Below are 20,329 nucleotides of genomic sequence, written 5' to 3' on the forward strand. Positions count from 1 at the left end.
TCAGTAGGTAGTATCTTCATTCTGTAAAGCAGTAGCAAGGAGTCTGCTTTACTATGACAGGAGGACATAGAAATGGGAAAAATGATATATCTGGACAATGCAGCAACAACAAAGACGGCACCGGAGGTTGTGGAAGCAATGCTTCCTTATTTTACAGAAATGTATGGAAATCCCTCCAGTGTATATGATTTTGCCGGAAAAAGCAAAGATGCTGTGACAAAGGGCAGAGAGCAGATCGCAAATGTTCTTGGCGCCAAAAAAGAGGAAATTTATTTCACAGCAGGCGGTTCTGAGGCTGACAACTGGGCATTAAAAGCAACTTTTGAGGCTTACAAGTCAAAAGGCAACCATATTATTACTACTAAGATCGAGCATCATGCGATTCTTCATACCTGCGAATACCTGGAAAAAGAAAGAGGGGCAAAGATCACTTATCTTGATGTGGATGAGAATGGAGTTGTAAAGCTTGATGAGCTGGAAAAGGCCATTACACCGGAGACCATCCTGATTTCTGTTATGTTTGCAAATAATGAGATCGGTACACTGCAGCCGATCAAGGAGATCGGAATGATCGCCAAAGAGCATGGCATTCTTTTCCATACAGATGCAGTACAGGCATTTGGTCAGGTTCCCATCAATGTGGATGAGCTTGGCATTGATATGCTTAGTTCCAGCGGCCATAAGCTGAATGGACCAAAGGGCATCGGTTTCCTGTACATCCGTAAAGGCGTTAAGATCCGCAGCTTTGTACATGGCGGAGCTCAGGAGAGAAAGCGCCGTGCAGGTACTGAGAATGTGCCGGGTATTGTTGGGTTTGGTGTGGCAGCAGAGCGTGCAATGCATTCCATGGCTGACCGTACTGCAAAAGAGGTCCTGGTGAGAGATCATCTGATTAGCCGGATCACCAGTGAAATCCCATATGTAAAATTAAACGGACATCCAAAGAAGAGACTTCCAAACAATGTAAACGTAAGCTTCCAGTTTGTGGAAGGAGAGTCTATGCTTCTGATGCTGGACAGCTTTGGTATCTGTGCATCCAGCGGTTCTGCCTGTACATCCGGATCCCTGGATCCTTCCCATGTACTTCTGGCAATCGGACTGCCTCATGAGATCGCACACGGTTCCCTCCGTCTCACCTTAAGCGAAGAGACTACCATGGAAGATGCAGATTTTGTTGTGGATAAGTTAAAGGATATTGTGGCGAACTTAAGAAGCATGTCTCCATTATATGAAGATTTCATAAAAAAACAGAACAAATAAAGAAGCTAAATCTAAAAAAAGTGTAAAAGCACTTGTCAGGAGGAAAAAAACATGTATAGTGATAAAGTAATGGATCATTTTCAGCATCCCAGAAATGTGGGAGAGATTGAGAACGCAAGCGGTGTTGGTACAGTTGGCAATGCTAAATGTGGCGACATTATGAGAATCTTTCTGGACATTGATGAGAATACACATATTATAAAGGACTGCAAATTCAAGACCTTTGGCTGTGGTGCTGCAGTAGCGACCAGCAGTATGGCAACTGAGATGGTAAAAGGCAAGACCATCGAAGAAGCCATGGAAGTTACCAATAAGGCGGTTATGGAAGCACTTGACGGACTTCCGCCAGTAAAGGTACACTGTTCCCTTTTGGCTGAGGAAGCCATCCATGCTGCATTATGGGATTATTCACAGAAGCATGGCATCAAGATCGAAGGATTAAAGAAGCCAAAGAGTGATATCCATGAGGGAGAAGAGGCTGAGGAAGAGGAGTATTAATCTCTTCCCAGGCCCAAGATACAGGTGAGGCTGCAGTCGTTATAGTCTATCTCAGTCGAGAAGACTCCCACCTCTTTCAGGTGTTGAGTAACTGCTCGACTTGAAGTGAGAAGATTCATCTTAAATTCGAGGCAAAAGAGATAAAAAGAAAAAGGGTAACTGTTTTGCTGGCAGTATTCATTCAGGTGATCTGGAAAGTTTTTGCATTGCAGATGCCAGTGTGTGAAACAGTTACGAAAAAGGAAAATAACGATGACAGGACTTACAAATCAACAGGTTCAGGAACGAATCGATGCAGGCAAAGTAAATGCAAATGAGAACCCTAATACCAGGACATATAAGCAGATTATCCGGGAGAATACGCTGACATTTTTCAACTTTCTCAATCTGGTGCTTCTTGTCCTGGTTCTTTTAGTGGGATCATATAAGAATTCCATGTTCGTCGGGATCATCATTGTCAATACAGTGATCGGTATCGCTCAGGAGATCCGCGCAAAGAAGACCCTGGACAAGCTGGCAATCCTTACTGAGAGTAAAGCAGTGGTGTTGCGGGAAGGACAGAAGTGGAGTGTTCCTACAGATCAGCTTGTTCTGGATGACATTCTGTTTCTGAAGACCGGGGATCAGATCCCAGCGGATGCCAGAGTGCTTGAGGGAAGTATTGAGGTGAATGAATCCCTCCTTACAGGTGAGGCAGACAATCTGACCAAGAATCCTGGGGACGATCTTTTTTCAGGAAGCTTTGTCACAGCAGGAGAGGCTTGCTGTCAGGTTGTTCATGTAGGGAAAGACAATTATGCGTCACAGATCACCAGTGAAGCAAAGGAGTTTAAAAGGCATAATTCTGAACTGCGTAATTCCCTGAATGCGATCCTGAAGGTGATCAGTATTATTATTGTACCTATGGGAATGCTGCTGTTTTACAAGCAGTATTATATAGCAGGTGATAATATCCGGGATGCAGTGGTAAATATGGCTTCTGCAGTTCTTGGGATGATCCCGGAAGGGCTTGTTCTGCTTACCAGTGTGGCATTGACTTTGGGAGCATTAAACCTTACCAGGAAGAATACATTGGTGCAGGAATTGTATTGTATTGAGACGCTTGCCAGGGTAGATACCTTGTGCTTGGATAAGACAGGCACCATCACCTCCGGTTCTATGAAGGTACAGGAAGTGGTTTCTTATAAGATGGCTTTAAAACGGACTGAAGATACCGGGAAGACAGAAGAAGTTTTGCCTGCCCTGCCTGTTGCTGTGGCAGATACAGCCAATACAATTCCAGTTGAAATAGATACAGCTGAAACCAATATGGTTGAAGCAGATGCAGAGCAGCCTGTGGTTCAGCTGTCAAATCCAGAAACAGCTGAAGACTCAGAAGAAAGCCAGGAAGAGATCCGCCATATCATGGGTAATCTGCTTTATGTGCTGAAAGATAAAAATGCTACAGCTGAGGCCTTAAATCATTACTTTACAAAGAAGAATGATTTGAAGGTTTCCCATGTGATTCCTTTTTCCTCAGACAGGAAATATAGTGGTGCTGTATTTGAAGGAGAAGGCACATATTTGATGGGAGCAGCACAGTTTTTGTTTCCAGAAGGAAATCAGCCGCTTCTGGATGTCTGTGCAGTTTATGGTGCACAGGGTCTTAGAGTGCTGGTGCTTGCAGCCAGCAAAGAGGAAAGCACAGGTACAGAGCTTCCAAAAGATCTGAAGCCTTTGGCACTTTTTCTTCTTACAGATGTGATCCGTGAGGATGCACCAGAAACGCTGGCATTTTTTGACAGCCAGGGTGTGGATCTTAAGGTGATTTCAGGAGATGATCCGGTTACGGTTGCTGCCATTGCAAGAAAGGCAGGACTTAAGGATGCGGATCATTATATAGATGCTACTACGATCACCACACCGGAGCAGATGGAAAAGGCAGTGGCAGAGTGTTCTGTATTTGGAAGGGTAACACCCCAGCAGAAAAAAGAAATGGTGCTGGCCTTGAAGAAACAGGCGCATACAGTAGCTATGACCGGGGATGGTGTGAATGATGTACTTGCCCTAAAAGAGGCTGACTGTAGTGTAGCAATGGCAGAGGGTAGTGATGCTGCTAAGAATATTGCAAATATAGTGCTTCTGGATTCTAATTTTTCTGCTATGCCGGATATTGTGAACCAGGGAAGGCGTGTGGTAAATAATATTCGTACAGCAGCATCCATGTTTCTGATCAAGACGATTTTTTCGGTGCTGCTTTGCCTGATTACAATTTTCTGGGGGGATGCTTATCCTTTTGAACCAATTCAGATGTCTCTGATCAGCACCTGCGCCGTGGGGATCCCTACGTTCCTGCTTGCACAGGAAAATAATTTTAACAGGATCCAGCAGGGCTTTCTACGGTATGTATTTATGAATGCCTTTCCGGCAGCAGTTACGATTACAGGCTGTGTATTTACTATTATGCTTGTATGCCAGAATGTATATCATTCTAATGAGATGCTGAACACAGCCTGTGTGCTTGTTACAGGATGGAATTATATGGCAGCGCTGAAGACGGTTTATGCACCGTTGAACCGGTATCGTAAAGTGATCATTTACGGTATGCAGTTTATCTTTTTTGCAGCTGCGGTGATCCTGCAGAAGCTTCTTGCCCTGGGTGCATTGGAGTTTGGTATGATTATCCTTGTGTTTATCCTGATGACATTTTCACCGGTATTGATCGACGTGATCACAGCATGGATCCACACACTTTACGTAAAACTCGAAGAAAGAGAAGAAAGAGAAGAAAGAGGTTTCCTCTCCCTTCTCTTTGAGAAAATACAGAAATGATGGGATTGATCAATCAATCAAAGCTTCAGGAACTGAGGCTTTCGTCCGCAAAAAACAGTGTAATATGTGAAGCCGCAGTCTGTTAAAAGGTCTGCGGCTTTTTCAAAACCGTAAGCCACTTTGGACGGATCATGTGCATCAGCTCCGATGGTAACGATTTCTCCGCCAAGTTCTCGGTAGCGCCGGATTACCTGTCTGCATGGATTAGGCTCTCCAAGACCATAATGGTAGCCACCGGTATTAAGCTCAAGTCCTACCTGCCTGCGGATCAGCTGTTTCAGGATCTCATCCAGGATATCCTGAAAACGTCCATATGAGTAGGAAGCATTTTTCCCTGGACCGTATCGGACAATATAGTCCAGATGGCCGTAAACATCCATCTGGTCAAATACAGAAAGATTCTCCAGGATAGATTCAAAGTATTCCATATAGCAGCGGGTAACTTTACGTCCTTTATAAAACTCCGGATAGTACGGGTCCTGACCATGTACCACATGGGAGGATCCGATCACAAAATCAAAGGGATGATCTTCTAAAAGCTGTTGGAACTGCTGGGCCAGATGAGGCTGAAGTCCGATCTCGATCCCAAAATGGATCTGCAGATCCTGGCTGTATTTCTCTTTCAGGTGATGCAGCCTGGCATGATAAGCCGGGATATCAAGGTCAAAAGTCAGGCCGTCCGGATCAGCAGGATAGTCCGGATCAAAGTGTTCTGTAAAGCAGATGCCGGAAAGATTTCTGGAAATAGCTGCCTGGATCATGTCCTCCATCGGTGTTTCTGAATCGGCAGAAAATGAAGAATGCATATGGCAGTCCCACAGGATCTGGTTCTTCATGACTGAAAACTCCTTTCATTTGAACATACGCCCCTATTGTAGCATAAGTTTAGGAAGTTTTTACAGATGATTGTAAGGTTTTTTCTAAAATGCTCTTGAATTTTTGTTTGGAATTAGGTACAATATGCCGTAGGTTGATGTTTCTTTAACAAAGGTACATCATAATTTACCATTTAATTCATAGGAGGAATTTATCATGGCAGTAAAAGTTGCAATTAACGGTTTTGGACGTATTGGTCGTCTTGCATTCCGTCAGATGTTCGGAGCAGAGGGATTTGAAATCGTTGCTATCAACGATTTAACATCTCCTAAGATGCTGGCTCACTTATTAAAATATGATTCCACACAGGGAAGATACGCTCTTGCAGATACAGTTAAAGCAGGCGAGGATTCCATCACTGTTGACGGAAAAGAGATTAAGATCTATGCAAAAGCTAACGCTGCTGAGCTTCCATGGGGAGAGATCGGTGTAGACGTTGTTCTTGAGTGCACAGGTTTCTATACATCCAAAGACAAAGCACAGGCTCATATCGATGCTGGTGCTAAGCATGTTATCATTTCCGCTCCGGCTGGAAACGATCTGAAGACTATCGTTTACAATGTAAACCATGAGACTCTTACAAAAGAGGATCACATCATTTCTGCAGCTTCCTGTACAACAAACTGCTTAGCTCCAATGGCTAAAGCATTAAATGACCTTGCTCCGATCAAATCCGGTATCATGTGCACAATCCACGCTTACACAGGCGATCAGATGACACTTGACGGACCGCAGAGAAAAGGCGATCTGAGAAGATCCCGTGCAGCTGCAGTTAATATCGTTCCGAACAGCACAGGTGCTGCAAAAGCTATCGGTCTGGTTATCCCAGAACTGAACGGCAAACTGATCGGTTCCGCACAGCGTGTACCGACCCCAACAGGTTCCACTACTATCCTTACAGCAGTTGTTGAAGGAAATGTAACAAAAGATCAGATCAATGCAGCTATGAAAGCAGCTTCCAATGAGTCCTTCGGATACAACGAGGACGAGATCGTATCCAGCGATATCGTTGGTATGAGATTTGGTTCTCTGTTTGATGCTACTCAGACAATGGTTCTTCCACTTGAGAATGGCACAACAGAGGTTCAGGTTGTTTCCTGGTATGACAATGAGAACTCCTACACAAGCCAGATGGTTCGTACAATCAAACATTTTGGTAAACTGCTGAACGCTTAATTACCGGCAGAGTAGGGTTTCAGTGCTGTAAAGCATACAAATAGACTCAGAGAAGGGTCCGGTCTGTATAGGACCGGATCCTTTTGTCTGTATAAAGTTAAAAGGAGGCATAACAAGATGCTGAATAAGAAATCTGTTGATGATATCAACGTAAAAGGCAAGAAAGTCCTTGTAAGATGCGACTTTAATGTACCTCTTCAGGATGGTAAGATCACAGACGAGAACCGTCTGGTTGCAGCTCTTCCTACAATCAAGAAGCTGATCGCTGACGGTGGAAAGGTTATCCTTTGCTCCCACCTGGGTAAGCCGAAGGGAGAGCCAAAGCCGGAATTATCCCTTGCACCGGTTGCAGTACGCCTTTCTGAGCTTCTGGGACAGGAAGTTAAATTTGCAGCAGATCCTGAAGTAGTAGGACCAAATGCAAAAGCAGCAGTAGAAGCTATGAAGGACGGAGATGTGATCCTTCTTGAGAATACACGTTATCGTGCAGAAGAGACAAAGAATGGTGACGAGTTCAGCAAGGAACTTGCATCTCTTTGCGATGTGTTTGTTAACGATGCATTTGGTACAGCTCACAGAGCACACTGCTCTAACGTAGGTGTTACCAAATATGTTGATACAGCTGTTGTTGGATATTTAATGCAGAAAGAGATTGATTTCCTTGGCAATGCAGTAAATAACCCGAACAGACCGTTTGTTGCAATCCTTGGCGGTGCTAAGGTATCCAGCAAGATTTCCGTTATCAACAACCTTCTTGACAAGGTAGATACCCTGATCATCGGCGGTGGTATGTCTTACACATTCTCTAAAGCAATGGGCGGACACATCGGAACTTCCCTTTGCGAGGATGATTATCTTCAGTATGCACTGGATATGATGAAAAAAGCAGAAGAAAAGGGCGTTAAGCTTCTTCTTCCTGTAGATAACAGAATTGGTGATGCTTTCTCCAATGACTGCAATATCAAGGTTGTGAAGCGTGGCGAGATCCCGGATGGATGGGAAGGCATGGATATCGGACCGGAGACAGAGAAGCTGTTTGCAGATGCTGTAAAAGATGCTAAGACAGTTGTTTGGAACGGACCGATGGGATGCTTTGAAATGCCGAACTTTGCACATGGTACTGAGGCTGTTGCAAAGGCTCTGGCTGATACAGATGCAACAACCATTATCGGTGGCGGTGATTCCGCAGCAGCAGTTAATATCCTTGGATATGGCGATAAGATGACACACATCTCCACAGGTGGCGGTGCATCTCTTGAGTTCCTGGAAGGCAAAGAGCTTCCTGGAGTTGCTGCAGCTAACGATAAGTAGAACACTTAATGAGAGCAAGTCGAAGACGCAGCTCGAATTTAGTGTGAACTTAGTTCGAAGGAACTTAATGAGGGCAAGCCGAGGGCGCAGCTCGAATTTAGTGAATCGAACTTCCGAAAATACAAGCTCCACAAGAGCAAAAGGAGAAATTATAATGTCAAGAAAGAAAATCATTGCCGGTAACTGGAAGATGAACATGACTCCCAGCGAGGCAGTTAAATTAGTAGAGACTTTAAAGCCATTAGTAGTAAATGATGAGGTAGACGTAGTATTCTGCGTACCTGCAATTGATATCCTTCCTGTAGTTGAGGCTGCAAAAGGATCTAACATCCAGGTTGGTGCTGAGAATATGTATTTTGAGGAGAAAGGTGCTTACACAGGCGAGATTTCCCCGAATATGCTGGTTGATGCCGGAGTTAAATACGTTGTTCTTGGACATTCTGAGAGAAGAGAATACTTTGCTGAGACAAGTGAGACCGTAAACAAGAAAATGCTGAAAGCATTCGAGCACGGTATCACTCCGATCATGTGCTGCGGCGAGACTCTTACACAGAGAGAGCAGGGCGTGACTATGGACTTTATCCGTCAGCAGGTAAAGGTTGGATTCCAGGGTGTGACCGCAGAGCAGGCTAAAACTGCAGTGATCGCATATGAGCCGATCTGGGCTATCGGAACAGGTAAGACAGCTACCACAGAGCAGGCGCAGGAAGTATGCGCTGGCATCCGTGCATGCATCGCTGAGATCTATGATGAGGCTACTGCAGCTGAGATTCGTATCCAGTATGGCGGATCTGTAAATGCAAAGACAGCTCCTGAACTGTTTGCACAGGCTGACATTGACGGTGGTCTTGTTGGCGGCGCTTCTCTGAAACCAGAGTTTGGAGATATCGTAAACTACAAGAAATAAGGACCAGCGGTTTCACAACCGCCGTCTGAATAAGAAATAATGAAACGCCCCTATATACAGTGTCGATCAGTAGTTTTTACTGATTGGACTGTTACAGGGGCGTTTTTGTAAAGTGTTATATTCGTAAAAATAGTAAAGAAACCCCGGAGTTATTCTCCGAAAACCTGTGTATGCAGTTTACGGCCTGTGGGAGTGGCAGCAAGACCACCCTCTGCAGTTTCCTTTAAGGCAGCAGGCATAACGTCACCAACCTTTTTCATGCTCCAGATCACTTCGTCTGCAGGAATAGCACTTTTGATCCCTGCAAGAGCCAGTTCCGCAGCTGTAAAAGCACCGGTAACTCCGGAAGCGTTCCGCTTGATACAGGGGATTTCTACAAGACCGGCTACAGGATCACACACAAGGCCCAGAATATTTTTCAGGGCAATGGCAACTGCAGAACCTACCATTTCCGGTGTTCCCCCGGCAAGCTCCACAATAGCGGCAGCGGCCATGGCAGATGCAGAACCACACTCTGCCTGGCAGCCTCCTCTAGCTCCTGCCAGAGAAGCATTGTTGGCGATCACCATTCCTATGGCAGAGGCAGTAAAAAGAGACATTACACATTGTTCTTCAGAAAGATGCTTTTCTTCTTCCATAGTAAGGACAGCAGCAGGAAGGATTCCACAGCTTCCGGCTGTAGGGGCCGCCACGATCCGTCCCATGGAAGCATTCAGTTCAGAAACCGCCAGAGCACGGTAAAGTGCACCGCCAATCAGAGAACCGGTCAGGTTCTCTTTTTTTTCTACAGATTGTTTCATTTTCCAGGCGTCGCCTCCTGTAAGACCACTGGTACTTTTCAGGTCTTTGGCACAGCCTGGTGTGATACAGGATTTCATTACCTGGTAATTATTCAGCATTTTCTTATAAAGTTCCTGCTGGGAAAGCTCCATTTGCTGTGCCTGCTGGTTTAATACCAGGGAAGAAATAGTGACTTTATTTTTGATGGCTTCCTGTATCAGCTGGGACACAGAAGAATAGTTAAGCTCCATAAGAAAGAAAACCTCCTGTTACAATTTTCAATAGATGCCCATACCTGAGCACACAACTTTTAATGCGGCAATCATTAGATCGGCTGCAGCATAATGCTGGAATAAATATTGGGAAGCCCCTGGATCTTTTCGTTGATGGCAGCCCCCAAATTGCCATCCACTTCAATGGTCATGACGGCCTGTCCGCCTTTGGATTCCCTGGAAAGCCGGAAGTTACAGATATTGACCCCATAGCCTGCCACCAGTTCAGTAACAGCGGCAATCGTACCGGGAGCGTCTTTGTGCAGAATGATCAGTGTAGTCTTTTCACCGGTAAGGGAAACTTCCATTCCATTAATCCTTGTAACAAGAATATTTCCACCGCCTGTACTGCTTCCAAGCAGGGATACCTGCTTTCCGTCTTTCCCCATCAGGGTGATCTGTGCAGTGTTAGGATGGGCACCATCGATTTCGCCTGTGGTAATGGTAACAGCAAGTCCTTGTTTCCTGGCTTCATCCAGAGAAAAACGAATCCGTTCATCATCTGTCTGCATACCCAGAATGCCTGCCACCAGCGCCTTGTCTGTACCATGACCCTTGTATGTTTTGGCAAAAGACCCGTGGAGAAGTATGTTGGCAGATACCGGTTCCTGGCCAAGAAGGGCACGGGTGACAAGACCGATCCTGGCGGCTCCGGCCGTGTGAGAACTGGAAGGGCCGATCATAACAGGCCCTAAAATGTCAAATACATTCATAAGATAACCTCTCAATTCATATTGCAGCGGTTTCAGGGTATTATCCCCAAAACGAACGGAACAGCTGCAATTTTTTATTAAGTTCAGTCCTACTTTCATTATATCCATAAATTGAGAAATAAAAAAGGATTATTTTCAGAAAAAAGAAGGAATTTCAGGATTGTTTACAGATGAAATCAGACTATTTTGGGATATGATAAAATACGGTGGGAGTTGCAGTGAATGAAATAGACCATATTGCTCTATGGATGAGTACAAAACTAAAAGGAATATAGGATACAGAAATGCAAATAATAATACAGAAATACATACAAAAACACAGACAGAGAACTGTATTATTAATGCTTTTGCAAAGGTGGATCCGGTACATGCTCTACAATATCTTCAATGTTGCAGTCCAGGATAGTGCATATACGATCCAGAGTATAGATTTCTATGTTTTTATTTTTACGGAAACGATCCAGCAGCGAGCGGTCGATCCCATAGTAAGTATAAAGCGCGTACTGGGAAATGCCACGCTTTTTCATTGTTTCCCATAAGCGGTCATATTTTATCATATAGACATACCGTCCAATTTGTTCTTGATATAAGGTAATTATCAATGTAAAATCATATTAATCATAGTGTGTATATAACCACCTTATTAATGGGAAAAGAGGAAGATTTTTATGAAGATATGTAAAAGAATTGTGGCTGTGGCTGTTACTGTGTTTTTTTCTTTTTTGCTGTTTTCTCTTTTGACAGCTGGTCTTCCAAAAGAGTGCATAGAACCGGGATACAGGATCAAAGCCGGCCTTCTGTCTTTTGGGATCTGTTTTCTTGTGTATGGATGTTTTTCCTATATTGGTTTTCTGCAGCGCCAGTTGGAGGAAGAAGTAAAGAAAAATGAACATGTTTGAACTGAACAGTGCCTGTTTTCAAGGCTCTCATGCTTGACAAATCCCTGTTTCTGCCATACTATTAAAGGCGCAGCAGATCCATCTGTGTTTTTACAGACAGCGCAGCGGATCTTATGTAGAACGCTGTGTACAGTAAGAATACAAAAAGGGGGACTCCGATGGAAGAAAGAGTCATAAAAGCAGCCCTTTTGGGGCTGGGCACTGTTGGAACAGGTGTATATAAAGTATTGAAAAATCAGGAAGAAGAGATGACAGCAAAGCTTGGCTGCAAGGTGAAGATTTCCCGGATCCTTGTGCGGAATCTTGAAAAGGCTGCCAGGAAGCTGGGAGATGATTCTCTTCTTACCAATGACTGGCAGGAAATCGTTGCCGATCCTTCCATAGAGATCGTGATCGAGGTAATGGGCGGGATCCATCCTGCAAAAGAATACATTCTGGATGCTCTTAAGGCTGGTAAGCATGTGGTGACTGCTAATAAAGACCTGATCGCAGTACATGGACGTGAGCTTCTGGAAGCTGCAGGGGAGACGAAAGCAGACTTTATGTTTGAAGCAGCGGTAGCAGGAGGCATTCCCATCATTGGACCGCTGAAGCAGAGTCTTGCCGGCAATCATATGACAGAGGTTATGGGAATTGTAAATGGTACTACCAACTTCATCCTCACCAGGATGACCCAGGATGGCATGGAGTTTAAGGATGCACTTGCCCTTGCTACAGAGCTTGGGTATGCAGAGGCAGATCCTACCGCAGATATTGACGGACTGGATGCAGGACGGAAGGTGGCAATTCTTGCTTCTGTTGCATTTAATTCCAGAGTTGTGTTTGATGATGTATATATTGAAGGAATTACCAAGATTTCTGCAAAGGATATCCGTTATGCAAAAGAGATGGGCTGTGACATTAAGCTTCTTGGCGTAGCGAGGAATACAGAGGGAGGGATCGAAGCTTATGTATGCCCTATGCTGATCCCAAGTACTCATCCGCTGGCTACAGTAAATGATTCCTATAATGCAGTATTTGTTCATGGAGATGCTGTGGAGGATGCTATGTTCTTTGGACGGGGCGCTGGAGAAATGCCTACAGCAAGTGCTGTTGTGGGGGATATTTTTGAGATCGTACGCAATATCCTGGCCGGATGCTGCGGACGGATCGGATGTACCTGCTATAAGCAGCTTCCGGTGAAAAAAATGGAAAGCACCTATAACCGGTATTTCCTCAGACTCCATGTGGAAGACAAGTGTGGTGTGCTGGCTGAGATGACAGAGGTTTTTGCAAAATATCATGTAAGTGTTGCGCAGATCATTCAGAAAGAACGTAAGGATGATGACTGTGCAGAAGTAGTTGTGATCACTGCAAAAGTACGGGAGGGCGATTTCAAGACAGCTATCCAGGAATTATCTAACCGTGCTTCTGTGAAACGGATCTCAAAGACGATCCGTGTATATGGAAATTGATATGCGAAAGGAGAAATTATGAGTAAAAAACCAACCGTATTAATGATTCTTGATGGTTATGGATTAAATGAAAGACATGACGGAAATGCAGTATATGAGGCTGCTACTCCGGTGATGGATAAGCTGATGGCCCAGTGTCCATTTGTCAAAGGAAATGCCAGCGGACTGGCAGTAGGTCTTCCGGAAGGACAGATGGGTAACTCTGAGGTCGGACATATGAATATGGGCGCAGGCCGTATTGTATATCAGGAGCTTACAAGGATCACAAAAGAGATCCAGGATGGTGACTTTTTTAAGAACGAAGCACTGCTTGCAGCCATGAAAAATGCAAAAGACAATGATTCTGCCATTCATTTTATGGGACTTCTTTCTGATGGTGGTGTGCACAGCCATATCACACATCTGTTCGGACTTCTGGAAATGGCCAAAAGAGAAGGCCTGAAAAAGGTTTATGTACACTGCTTCCTTGATGGCCGTGATACACCGCCTGCATCAGGAAAAGGATATATTGAAGAGCTTCAGAAGAAGATGGATGAGATCGGTGTAGGCCAGATTGGTGTTGTATCCGGACGTTACTATGCAATGGACCGTGACAATCGCTGGGATCGTGTGGAATTGGCTTACAAGGCTCTTACAAAGGGCGAAGGCGTAGAAGGCACAGATGCTGCACAGGCAGTACAGGCTTCCTACGATAATGGGAAAACAGATGAGTTTGTTCTTCCTACAGTGATCAAGAAAGATGGACAGCCGGTAGCCGTTGTTTCTGATAAAGATTCTGTAGTATTCTTTAACTTCCGTCCAGACCGTGCACGTGAGATCACAAGAGCCTTCTGTTCAGATGATTTTACAGGCTTTGAACGTGAGAAGAGACTGGATCTGACTTATGTATGCTTTACAGATTATGATGATACCATTCCCAACAAGCTGGTAGCTTTCCATAAGGTAGCACTTCACAATACCTTTGGTGAATATCTTGCAGCTCATAATATGACACAGGCTCGTATTGCTGAGACTGAGAAGTATGCACACGTTACCTTTTTCTTTAACGGTGGTGTGGAAGAGCCGAATAAAGGTGAGGACAGGATCCTTGTAAAATCACCTAAGGTTCCTACTTATGATATGCAGCCTGAGATGAGCGCACCTGAGGTATGCGATAAACTGGTAGATGCTATCCGTTCACAGAAGTATGATGTGATCATCATCAACTTTGCTAATCCGGATATGGTAGGTCATACAGGTGTTGAGGCAGCTGCGATCAAGGCTGTGGAGACAGTAGATGCCTGCGTTGGAAAAGCAGTGGAAGCAGTGAAGGAAGTTGGCGGCCAGATGTTTATCTGTGCTGACCATGGTAATGCAGAGCAGCTGATCGACTATGAGACAGGTGAGCCATTTACCGCTCATACAACCAATCCGGTTCCGTTTATCCTTGTAAATGCTGATCCTAAGTACACATTAAGAGAGAATGGATGCCTGGCAGATATTGTACCGACTCTGATTCAGCTGATGGGTATGGAACAGCCGGAAGAAATGACAGGAAAATCTCTTCTGGTCCAGAAATAATCCGGGATTTTATCATACACATAATTCACAAAAATTACGAAAAGATCATACTGAAAATACGCGAAAAAGCCCTTGCGGAAGCAGGGGCTTTTTGCTATAATCTCTCTGCTATTATGGAAACACAGCAAAATATACGGTTTTGGACAAATGTCTGTATAAGGAGGAGTAAACATGCGGACAGATATGACTGCAGGGAAGCCGATGAAAATCTTACTGGATTTTACCATTCCAGTGTTTATCGGAAATGTATTTCAGCAGTTCTACAACATGGTAGATGCTATCATTGTAGGAAAGTTCGTGGGCACGAAGGCGTTGGCAGCGGTTGGTTCCACAGGGACTATCATGTTTTTGATTCTTGGATTTCTGACTGGCCTTACCGCAGGCTTTACGGTTCTTACAGCACAGAAATTCGGTGCAGGGAAAATGGATGAAATGCGTCAGACAGTAGGAAATGCTGCACTTTTGTCTATTGTTGTATCTGTAATTATGACAGCTGTGAGTATGGCTGGAATGCACAGTCTTTTAAAGTTTATGAATACGCCGGCAGATATTTTCAAAGATGCCTATGCGTATATCATGATCATTTGCGGTGGGATTTTTGCACAGGTGCTGTACAATATTCTGGCAAGTATCCTGAGAGCACTAGGCAACAGTAAAACACCTTTATATTTCCTGATCCTGGCAGCACTTTTAAATATTGTGCTGGATCTTGTTTTTATTGTGGTATTTCATATGGGGGCAGCAGGAGCAGCCTGGGCTACGGTGGTGTCACAGGGCGTTTCTGGTTTTCTGTGTCTGCTTTATATTATAAAGGCAGTGCCGGAACTGCATCTTTCCAGGGATGATTGGAAATACCGTCCCTATCTGGCAAAGAATCAGATCAGCGTAGGGATTCCCATGGGGCTTCAGTATTCCATTACAGCCATTGGGGCAATGATGGTGCAAAGTGCATTGAATATCTTGGGAGCCTATGCAGTTGCTGCATTTACAGCCGGGCAGAAAGTGGAAAATATATTTTCACAGGCATATGTGGCCCTGGGCACAGCAATGGCTACTTATAATGCACAGAATGTAGGAGCAGGAAATGTGCAAAGAGTGCGGGAAGGTTTTCGCAGTGCCAATATCATAGGAGTGTCCTATGCCATTATTACCGGTGCAATATTGATCTTCTGGGGGAAATATTTTGCATATCTTTTCATTTCAGATAATATCGATTCTGTACTGCCTATGGTGGATACATATGTAAAATATGTGGGATTTTTCACGATTCCTCTGCATTTTGTAAATGTGCTTCGAAACGGGATCCAGGGTATGGGATATGGCCTTCTGCCTATGATGTCCGGTGTGGCAGAGCTTGTGGGCAGAGGTGTGACAGCTGTGGTGGCTGCGCATAAGAAGAGCTACGCAGGAGCCTGTCTTGCAAGCCCGGCAGCCTGGATAGTGGCAACTATACTTCTGATCACTATGTATTTTTATGTGATCAAAGATACAGAAAGAAAACTTGGGAGAACAACAAATGATTGATTTACATTGTGATACAGTATCAAAACTGGCATCGGTTTTTCACAGGGGAGATCTGATGCATAATCCATACAGTGTGGATGTGGAACGGCTTGAGAAGGCAGGAGCACTGATACAGTGTTTTTCTACTTTTTTTGATGTAGGTAAATATGGAACCACCAGGCGGGATGAAAAGGCATATGTAACTGCTAATCATATGATCGATGTATTTGAGAAAAATCTCAGACTGTGCCATGATAAAGTTATTTTTGTAAAAAAATGTGAGGATATCCGGCAGTGTATGGACACTGGCAAAACAGGGGCACTTTTAACAATGGAGGATGGGACTCCTGTAGGAAACAGTTTGGAAAAACTGCAGCATTTTTACAACAGAGGGATTCGCCTGATCACACTGACCTGGAATTATGAGAATGAGATCGGATATCCTAATTCCAATGATCCAGGAGTGATGGCCAGCGGTCTGAAAAGCTTTGGATTTCAGGCACTGGAAGAAATGAACCGCTTAGGCATCATTGTGGATGTTTCGCATTTGTCTGATGGTGGATTCTGGGATGTGGCAAAGCATACTCAGAAGCCTTTTATTGCATCTCACAGTAATGCAAGATCCATTACTGTTCATCCACGTAATCTTACAGATAGTATGATCACAGCGATTGCTGAAAAAGGTGGCGTGATCGGCCTGAACTTTTGCCCGGATTTTCTGGGAACAGACGGGAAAAGCAGTATAGCCCATATGCTTCAGCATATCCGACATATTTATCAGGTAGGTGGCGAAGATGTGCTGGCTTTGGGAACGGATTTTGATGGCATAGAGGGAAAGCTGCAGATCAAAAGCTGTGATGAATTGTACAAGCTTCGAGAAGCTCTTCTCCAGCACAAAATGCCAGAGCGGGTGATTGATAAAATGTGGCAGGGAAATGCATTGCGTGTTATGAAAGATATTCTGTAAAGCGGTAAAGAGAGATTACAAAAACGAACTGACTAAAGGATAAAATGGATAGGTAAGGATAAAATAAAGTTATAGTTTAAGTCACATAAAAAGAGAAAGTGTGTTATAATAACAGCACGTGACATTTTATGAGAGAGTGATTGCCATTGAGGAGAGTATAGATGAGCAATAAAAAGAGAAGAAGCGGGGAAAGCCAGCCATCCATTGAAGACAGGATTAATGAAGCAATGGATCCGATCACAACAGACGAAGAGTACGAAGATGAGTATGAGGAGGAAGATTCGGAGTACGAGGACGAGTATGAGGAGGAAGATCCGGAGTACGAGTATGAAGAGGAAGATCCGGAGTACGAGGACGAGTATGAAGAGGAAGATCCGGAGTACGAGGACGAGTATGAAGAGGAAGACCCGGAGTACGAGGACGAGCATGAAGAGGAAGACCCGGAGTACGAGGATGAGTATGAAGAGGATGTTCCTGGGCATAAGGAAGAAAAGAAGCAGCCTTCCCGGAAGCGTGTGCAGGAATCTTCATCCAGAAGGTCTGCCCGTCCAAAGAAAATCGCATATGTGCCCATCACAGATGAGGATTTGGATTCAGCAATAGTTCCCCGTAAGCATAAGAAAAAGCATAAAGGTCTGAAGGTTACAGGGATAGTAGCTGCAATGATGATTGTGTCTGCAGGCTGTGCTTATGCAGCTGTATCATACTACTATTCCAACCATTTTTTTCGTGGAACACAGATCAATGGTTTGGATTGCTCGGGCAAGACAGCCTATGAGGTGGAGCAGGCCATTGCAGGGCAGGTAGAGAACTATTCTATTCAGGTCCTGGCGAGAGACCAGGAGCCTGAGAGTATTTCAGGAAGCAGTATTAATTATCAGTATGCATCAGATGGTGAGATACTGGTGCTTTTAAAAAGCCAGAAGCCGTATGAGTGGATCCGTGGTTTTTTTGAAACCAGAAGCTATACCACCAAAGAAAATGCCACCTATGATAAGACTTTGCTGCAGAATCAGGTGAAGGCATTAAGCTGTGCAAAAGAAGAGAATCAAGTAAAGCCGGAAAATGCATATGTTGCTTTAAACGGCAGTGAATTTCAGATCGTTCCTGAGACACAGGGTAGTGAACTGAAAGTAAAGGAAGCTTACAAGGTACTTGATGCGGCAGTGGCAGGCAGCCAGACTACTGTGGATCTGGGAAGTGATCCGGAGGTGTATGTTCAGGCAGCAGTTACCAGTGACAGTCCGGATCTGCAGGCTGCCAGAGATGCATATAATAATTATACAAAGGCAAGCATTACCTATACTTTTGGCGACCAGCAGGTTACGCTGGACGGAGGCACCCTGAAGGACTGGCTGGAAGTAGATGAGAAAGGTCAGCTGATCGGCGGAGATGATTCATCCTTTAAGCAGCATATTACAGATTTTGTGGCGCAGCTGGCAAAGGATCATGATACAGTTGGAACTACCAGAGAATTTCATACTACCAGCGGCCGGACAGTGTATGTATATAGCTCTGTTTATGGATGGGAGATCGACCAGGCACAGGAAGTAGAGCAGCTGACCCAGGAGATCAGCAGTGGTACTCAGACAGTCCGTGAGCCTGCATATTCAAAAAGAGCAGAATCTCACGGCTATAATGACCTGGGCAATACCTATATTGAGGTTGACCTGTCTGGACAGCATATGTATTATTATCAGGACGGAAGCATTATTTTTGATTCAGATATTGTTTCAGGGGATATGCAGTATGAGGATCGGAAGACTCCGGAAGGTATTTATACTTTGTACTGGAAGAAGAGCCCAGATGTATTAAGAGGCAAGCAGAAGCCAGACGGCACCTATGAATATGAGACACAGGTTACTTACTGGATGCCTTTTAACGGTGGCATAGGATTTCATGATGCATCCTGGCAGCCTTACTTTGGCGGTGACAGATATCTTTATGGAGGATCACACGGATGTATCAACATGCCTCCTGCCAATGCAGCGATCCTGTATAATATTATTCAATATGATGTACCGATCATTTGCTTTTATTAAGCAGGAATGGATGCATATTTAAAAAGATTGGAGAAGAACGATGGGGGAAACACTGGACATTTTTATTACTGTTGTGTCGCTGGTAGTGGGAGTTATGCTGCTTACAGGACATGGGGATTTTTTTATGAAGGGCGGAAATGCAGATTTACGGAAGAAGCTTTATGATGAAGAAAAATTACAGAGAGCTTCTGGGATCGGACTGCTTTGCTATGGTGCTGTTACAGGGATAAATATGCTTTTTCAGGGATTTACAGCATCCATTATTTATTTTGTAGTCATTCTTGTTATTTCAGCAGTTCTGATCTGGTACATTCGTACCAGATGCAGGAAATAATAACTGCCGCCAGCGGATCTACCTGCAGATCGTAAGCAGGTCCGCTGGTTTTTTTATGATATAGTCTGGATTTTCTACTGTTCCATAGCCGTAAGAGGCAAAGATAAAATCTACACCGGCCTTTTGGCATGCTTCAAAATCCCCTTTGGTATCGCCTACGTATACAGGGGCATGGAGATGATGCTTTTTTACAAGTGCCATAATGTTTTCTGCCTTGGCCTGTCCGGAGATACCTGGGCAGAGATAGTCTGTGATCATTGGGGCAAAGCCTGTCTTTTCCATAACAAGCTCAATATAGCCTGCCTGGCAGTTGCTTACAATAAAAAGAGGAAAACGGCCGGACAATTCTTTCAGTACTTCCTCCATGTTTTCGTAAACAGGTGCACCTTCCTTTTTAAGGGCTTCGTGCTCCTTTTTACATAGAATATCGATCAGCTTAAGCTGGTCTTCCTGGGAAAGCGAAGGAAAAAGCTGTCTTGAAATATCGGGAAGAAGCTGACCGAATAAGGACTTCAACATAGGGGCTGTGATCACAGTATTCAGCTGCGTATGTTCTTTCACATAATGGGTCCATGTCCTTGCTACCACTTCAGTAGCATCCCAGATAGTTCCGTCTACATCAAAAATGATTCCATCCATGAATATGTAACCTCACTTGTTTTTAGATAGCGCGTCCCAAGGTTATTCTCCCACCCTTGTGCAAGCACAGGTGGGATCAGACCTTTTGACATTGTAATCATTTTATTAGAGACAGAAGAAAAAAGCAACTACCTTTTAGGAAAAGGCATATCAGCTGGGAGTCAATCCCCCAGCTGATATAGCCTCCGGCAGGATTGCAGAGGTGCGCAGGAGAAGTATGTCATGCAATTGCATGACGCGCACCTCGCAGCAAGAATGCCGAGGCATTCTTGAATATGACTATGACTTTTATAACTTTCACATTAGAAAAAATATAACAACAAGAAG

The 20,329-nt window shown here is 44.3% G+C and carries 18 protein-coding genes; 13 read left to right on the top strand and 5 right to left on the bottom strand.

Going from position 1 to position 20,329, the window contains the following annotated elements; translation table 11 throughout:
- The first annotated feature begins 72 nt into the window (after window positions 1–72).
- The 3 genes from nifS (at window position 73) to G5B11_RS00240 (ending at window position 4,569) form a co-directional block, all read left to right on the top strand.
- Window positions 73–1,260 carry a cysteine desulfurase NifS gene (gene nifS / locus G5B11_RS00230; protein ID WP_173726423.1) on the top strand — a complete coding sequence of 396 codons (1,188 nt, stop codon included), beginning with the start codon at window positions 73–75 and terminating at the stop codon, window positions 1,258–1,260.
- 51 nt (window positions 1,261–1,311) lie between these two features.
- Window positions 1,312–1,758: a Fe-S cluster assembly scaffold protein NifU gene (gene nifU / locus G5B11_RS00235; RefSeq protein ID WP_158420610.1), complete on the top strand. Its 447-nt coding sequence runs from the start codon at window positions 1,312–1,314 to the stop codon at window positions 1,756–1,758.
- 252 nt (window positions 1,759–2,010) lie between these two features.
- Complete coding sequence (locus G5B11_RS00240) at window positions 2,011–4,569, top strand: HAD-IC family P-type ATPase (RefSeq protein WP_173726424.1); 2,559 nt, start codon at window positions 2,011–2,013, stop codon at window positions 4,567–4,569.
- A 17-nt stretch (window positions 4,570–4,586) separates the two neighbouring features.
- Here G5B11_RS00240 and G5B11_RS00245 read toward each other — a convergent pair whose 3' ends face one another.
- Complete coding sequence (locus G5B11_RS00245) at window positions 4,587–5,405, bottom strand: histidinol-phosphatase HisJ family protein (protein ID WP_173726425.1); 819 nt, start codon at window positions 5,403–5,405, stop codon at window positions 4,587–4,589.
- A 196-nt stretch (window positions 5,406–5,601) separates the two neighbouring features.
- Here G5B11_RS00245 and gap point away from each other — a divergent pair, with 196 nt between their 5' ends.
- The 3 genes from gap to tpiA all read left to right on the top strand — a co-directional run bounded on the left by gap (window position 5,602) and on the right by tpiA (window position 8,839).
- The gene (gene gap / locus G5B11_RS00250) at window positions 5,602–6,621 is read left to right on the top strand and encodes a type I glyceraldehyde-3-phosphate dehydrogenase (RefSeq protein WP_173726426.1); all 1,020 of its coding nucleotides are present in this window, start codon (window positions 5,602–5,604) and stop codon (window positions 6,619–6,621) included.
- A gap of 117 nt (window positions 6,622–6,738) precedes the next feature.
- Entirely contained in the window at window positions 6,739–7,932 is a 1,194-nt protein-coding gene (locus G5B11_RS00255) for a phosphoglycerate kinase (protein WP_158420613.1), read from the top strand.
- A gap of 154 nt (window positions 7,933–8,086) precedes the next feature.
- A complete protein-coding gene (gene tpiA / locus G5B11_RS00260; protein WP_158420614.1) occupies window positions 8,087–8,839 on the top strand; it encodes a triose-phosphate isomerase in 753 nt (250 codons plus the stop codon).
- 149 nt (window positions 8,840–8,988) lie between these two features.
- Here tpiA and sdaAA read toward each other — a convergent pair whose 3' ends face one another.
- The 3 genes from sdaAA to G5B11_RS00275 form a co-directional block, all read right to left on the bottom strand.
- A complete protein-coding gene (sdaAA, locus tag G5B11_RS00265; protein ID WP_173726427.1) occupies window positions 8,989–9,870 on the bottom strand; it encodes an L-serine ammonia-lyase, iron-sulfur-dependent, subunit alpha in 882 nt (293 codons plus the stop codon).
- A gap of 74 nt (window positions 9,871–9,944) precedes the next feature.
- Entirely contained in the window at window positions 9,945–10,604 is a 660-nt protein-coding gene (gene sdaAB / locus G5B11_RS00270; RefSeq protein WP_173726428.1) for an L-serine ammonia-lyase, iron-sulfur-dependent subunit beta, read from the bottom strand.
- Window positions 10,605–10,942: 338 nt separating this feature from the next.
- On the bottom strand, window positions 10,943–11,161 hold the full coding sequence (locus G5B11_RS00275; protein ID WP_158420617.1) for a helix-turn-helix domain-containing protein: 219 nt from the start codon (window positions 11,159–11,161) through the stop codon (window positions 10,943–10,945).
- A 111-nt stretch (window positions 11,162–11,272) separates the two neighbouring features.
- On the opposite strand from G5B11_RS00275, the gene G5B11_RS00280 reads away from it, so the two are divergent.
- The 7 genes from G5B11_RS00280 (at window position 11,273) to G5B11_RS00310 (ending at window position 19,363) form a co-directional block, all read left to right on the top strand.
- Window positions 11,273–11,503, top strand: a complete 231-nt coding sequence (locus G5B11_RS00280; RefSeq protein ID WP_173726429.1) for a hypothetical protein — start codon at window positions 11,273–11,275, stop codon at window positions 11,501–11,503.
- A 158-nt stretch (window positions 11,504–11,661) separates the two neighbouring features.
- A complete protein-coding gene (locus tag G5B11_RS00285; RefSeq protein ID WP_173726430.1) occupies window positions 11,662–12,957 on the top strand; it encodes a homoserine dehydrogenase in 1,296 nt (431 codons plus the stop codon).
- 18 nt (window positions 12,958–12,975) lie between these two features.
- Window positions 12,976–14,517 (top strand): 2,3-bisphosphoglycerate-independent phosphoglycerate mutase, encoded by a 1,542-nt coding sequence (gene gpmI, locus G5B11_RS00290; protein WP_173726431.1) that lies wholly within the window; start codon window positions 12,976–12,978, stop codon window positions 14,515–14,517.
- A 171-nt stretch (window positions 14,518–14,688) separates the two neighbouring features.
- The gene (locus tag G5B11_RS00295) at window positions 14,689–16,041 is read left to right on the top strand and encodes an MATE family efflux transporter (protein WP_173726432.1); all 1,353 of its coding nucleotides are present in this window, start codon (window positions 14,689–14,691) and stop codon (window positions 16,039–16,041) included.
- Window positions 16,034–16,987, top strand: coding sequence for a dipeptidase (locus tag G5B11_RS00300; RefSeq protein ID WP_173726433.1), 954 nt, complete (start codon window positions 16,034–16,036; stop codon window positions 16,985–16,987). Before G5B11_RS00295 ends, G5B11_RS00300 begins: the two co-directional genes overlap by 8 nt.
- 161 nt (window positions 16,988–17,148) lie before the next feature.
- Window positions 17,149–19,029, top strand: a complete 1,881-nt coding sequence (locus G5B11_RS00305) for a L,D-transpeptidase family protein (protein WP_244092870.1) — start codon at window positions 17,149–17,151, stop codon at window positions 19,027–19,029.
- A gap of 40 nt (window positions 19,030–19,069) precedes the next feature.
- Window positions 19,070–19,363, top strand: coding sequence for a DUF3784 domain-containing protein (locus G5B11_RS00310; RefSeq protein WP_158420623.1), 294 nt, complete (start codon window positions 19,070–19,072; stop codon window positions 19,361–19,363).
- Between the two features lie 18 nt (window positions 19,364–19,381).
- Here G5B11_RS00310 and G5B11_RS00315 read toward each other — a convergent pair whose 3' ends face one another.
- Window positions 19,382–20,002 (bottom strand): HAD family hydrolase, encoded by a 621-nt coding sequence (locus G5B11_RS00315; protein WP_173726434.1) that lies wholly within the window; start codon window positions 20,000–20,002, stop codon window positions 19,382–19,384.
- Between the last annotated feature and the right edge of the window lie 327 nt (window positions 20,003–20,329).

Origin of the sequence: Blautia glucerasea (genome assembly GCF_013304385.1) — a bacterium.
Lineage (GTDB): Bacteria > Bacillota > Clostridia > Lachnospirales > Lachnospiraceae > Blautia_A > Blautia_A ammoniilytica.

What these genes read in the sequence shown, in the direction of transcription:
- nifS (WP_173726423.1), top strand. Translation starts at nt 73, where the DNA reads ATGGGAAAAATGATATATCTGGACAATGCAGCAACAACAAAGACGGCA.
- nifU (WP_158420610.1), top strand. Translation starts at nt 1,312, where the DNA reads ATGTATAGTGATAAAGTAATGGATCATTTTCAGCATCCCAGAAATGTG.
- G5B11_RS00240 (WP_173726424.1), top strand. Translation starts at nt 2,011, where the DNA reads ATGACAGGACTTACAAATCAACAGGTTCAGGAACGAATCGATGCAGGC.
- G5B11_RS00245 (WP_173726425.1), bottom strand. Translation starts at nt 5,405, where the DNA reads ATGAAGAACCAGATCCTGTGGGACTGCCATATGCATTCTTCATTTTCT.
- gap (WP_173726426.1), top strand. Translation starts at nt 5,602, where the DNA reads ATGGCAGTAAAAGTTGCAATTAACGGTTTTGGACGTATTGGTCGTCTT.
- G5B11_RS00255 (WP_158420613.1), top strand. Translation starts at nt 6,739, where the DNA reads ATGCTGAATAAGAAATCTGTTGATGATATCAACGTAAAAGGCAAGAAA.
- tpiA (WP_158420614.1), top strand. Translation starts at nt 8,087, where the DNA reads ATGTCAAGAAAGAAAATCATTGCCGGTAACTGGAAGATGAACATGACT.
- sdaAA (WP_173726427.1), bottom strand. Translation starts at nt 9,870, where the DNA reads ATGGAGCTTAACTATTCTTCTGTGTCCCAGCTGATACAGGAAGCCATC.
- sdaAB (WP_173726428.1), bottom strand. Translation starts at nt 10,604, where the DNA reads ATGAATGTATTTGACATTTTAGGGCCTGTTATGATCGGCCCTTCCAGT.
- G5B11_RS00275 (WP_158420617.1), bottom strand. Translation starts at nt 11,161, where the DNA reads ATGATAAAATATGACCGCTTATGGGAAACAATGAAAAAGCGTGGCATT.
- G5B11_RS00280 (WP_173726429.1), top strand. Translation starts at nt 11,273, where the DNA reads ATGAAGATATGTAAAAGAATTGTGGCTGTGGCTGTTACTGTGTTTTTT.
- G5B11_RS00285 (WP_173726430.1), top strand. Translation starts at nt 11,662, where the DNA reads ATGGAAGAAAGAGTCATAAAAGCAGCCCTTTTGGGGCTGGGCACTGTT.
- gpmI (WP_173726431.1), top strand. Translation starts at nt 12,976, where the DNA reads ATGAGTAAAAAACCAACCGTATTAATGATTCTTGATGGTTATGGATTA.
- G5B11_RS00295 (WP_173726432.1), top strand. Translation starts at nt 14,689, where the DNA reads ATGCGGACAGATATGACTGCAGGGAAGCCGATGAAAATCTTACTGGAT.
- G5B11_RS00300 (WP_173726433.1), top strand. Translation starts at nt 16,034, where the DNA reads ATGATTGATTTACATTGTGATACAGTATCAAAACTGGCATCGGTTTTT.
- G5B11_RS00305 (WP_244092870.1), top strand. Translation starts at nt 17,149, where the DNA reads ATGAGCAATAAAAAGAGAAGAAGCGGGGAAAGCCAGCCATCCATTGAA.
- G5B11_RS00310 (WP_158420623.1), top strand. Translation starts at nt 19,070, where the DNA reads ATGGGGGAAACACTGGACATTTTTATTACTGTTGTGTCGCTGGTAGTG.
- G5B11_RS00315 (WP_173726434.1), bottom strand. Translation starts at nt 20,002, where the DNA reads ATGGATGGAATCATTTTTGATGTAGACGGAACTATCTGGGATGCTACT.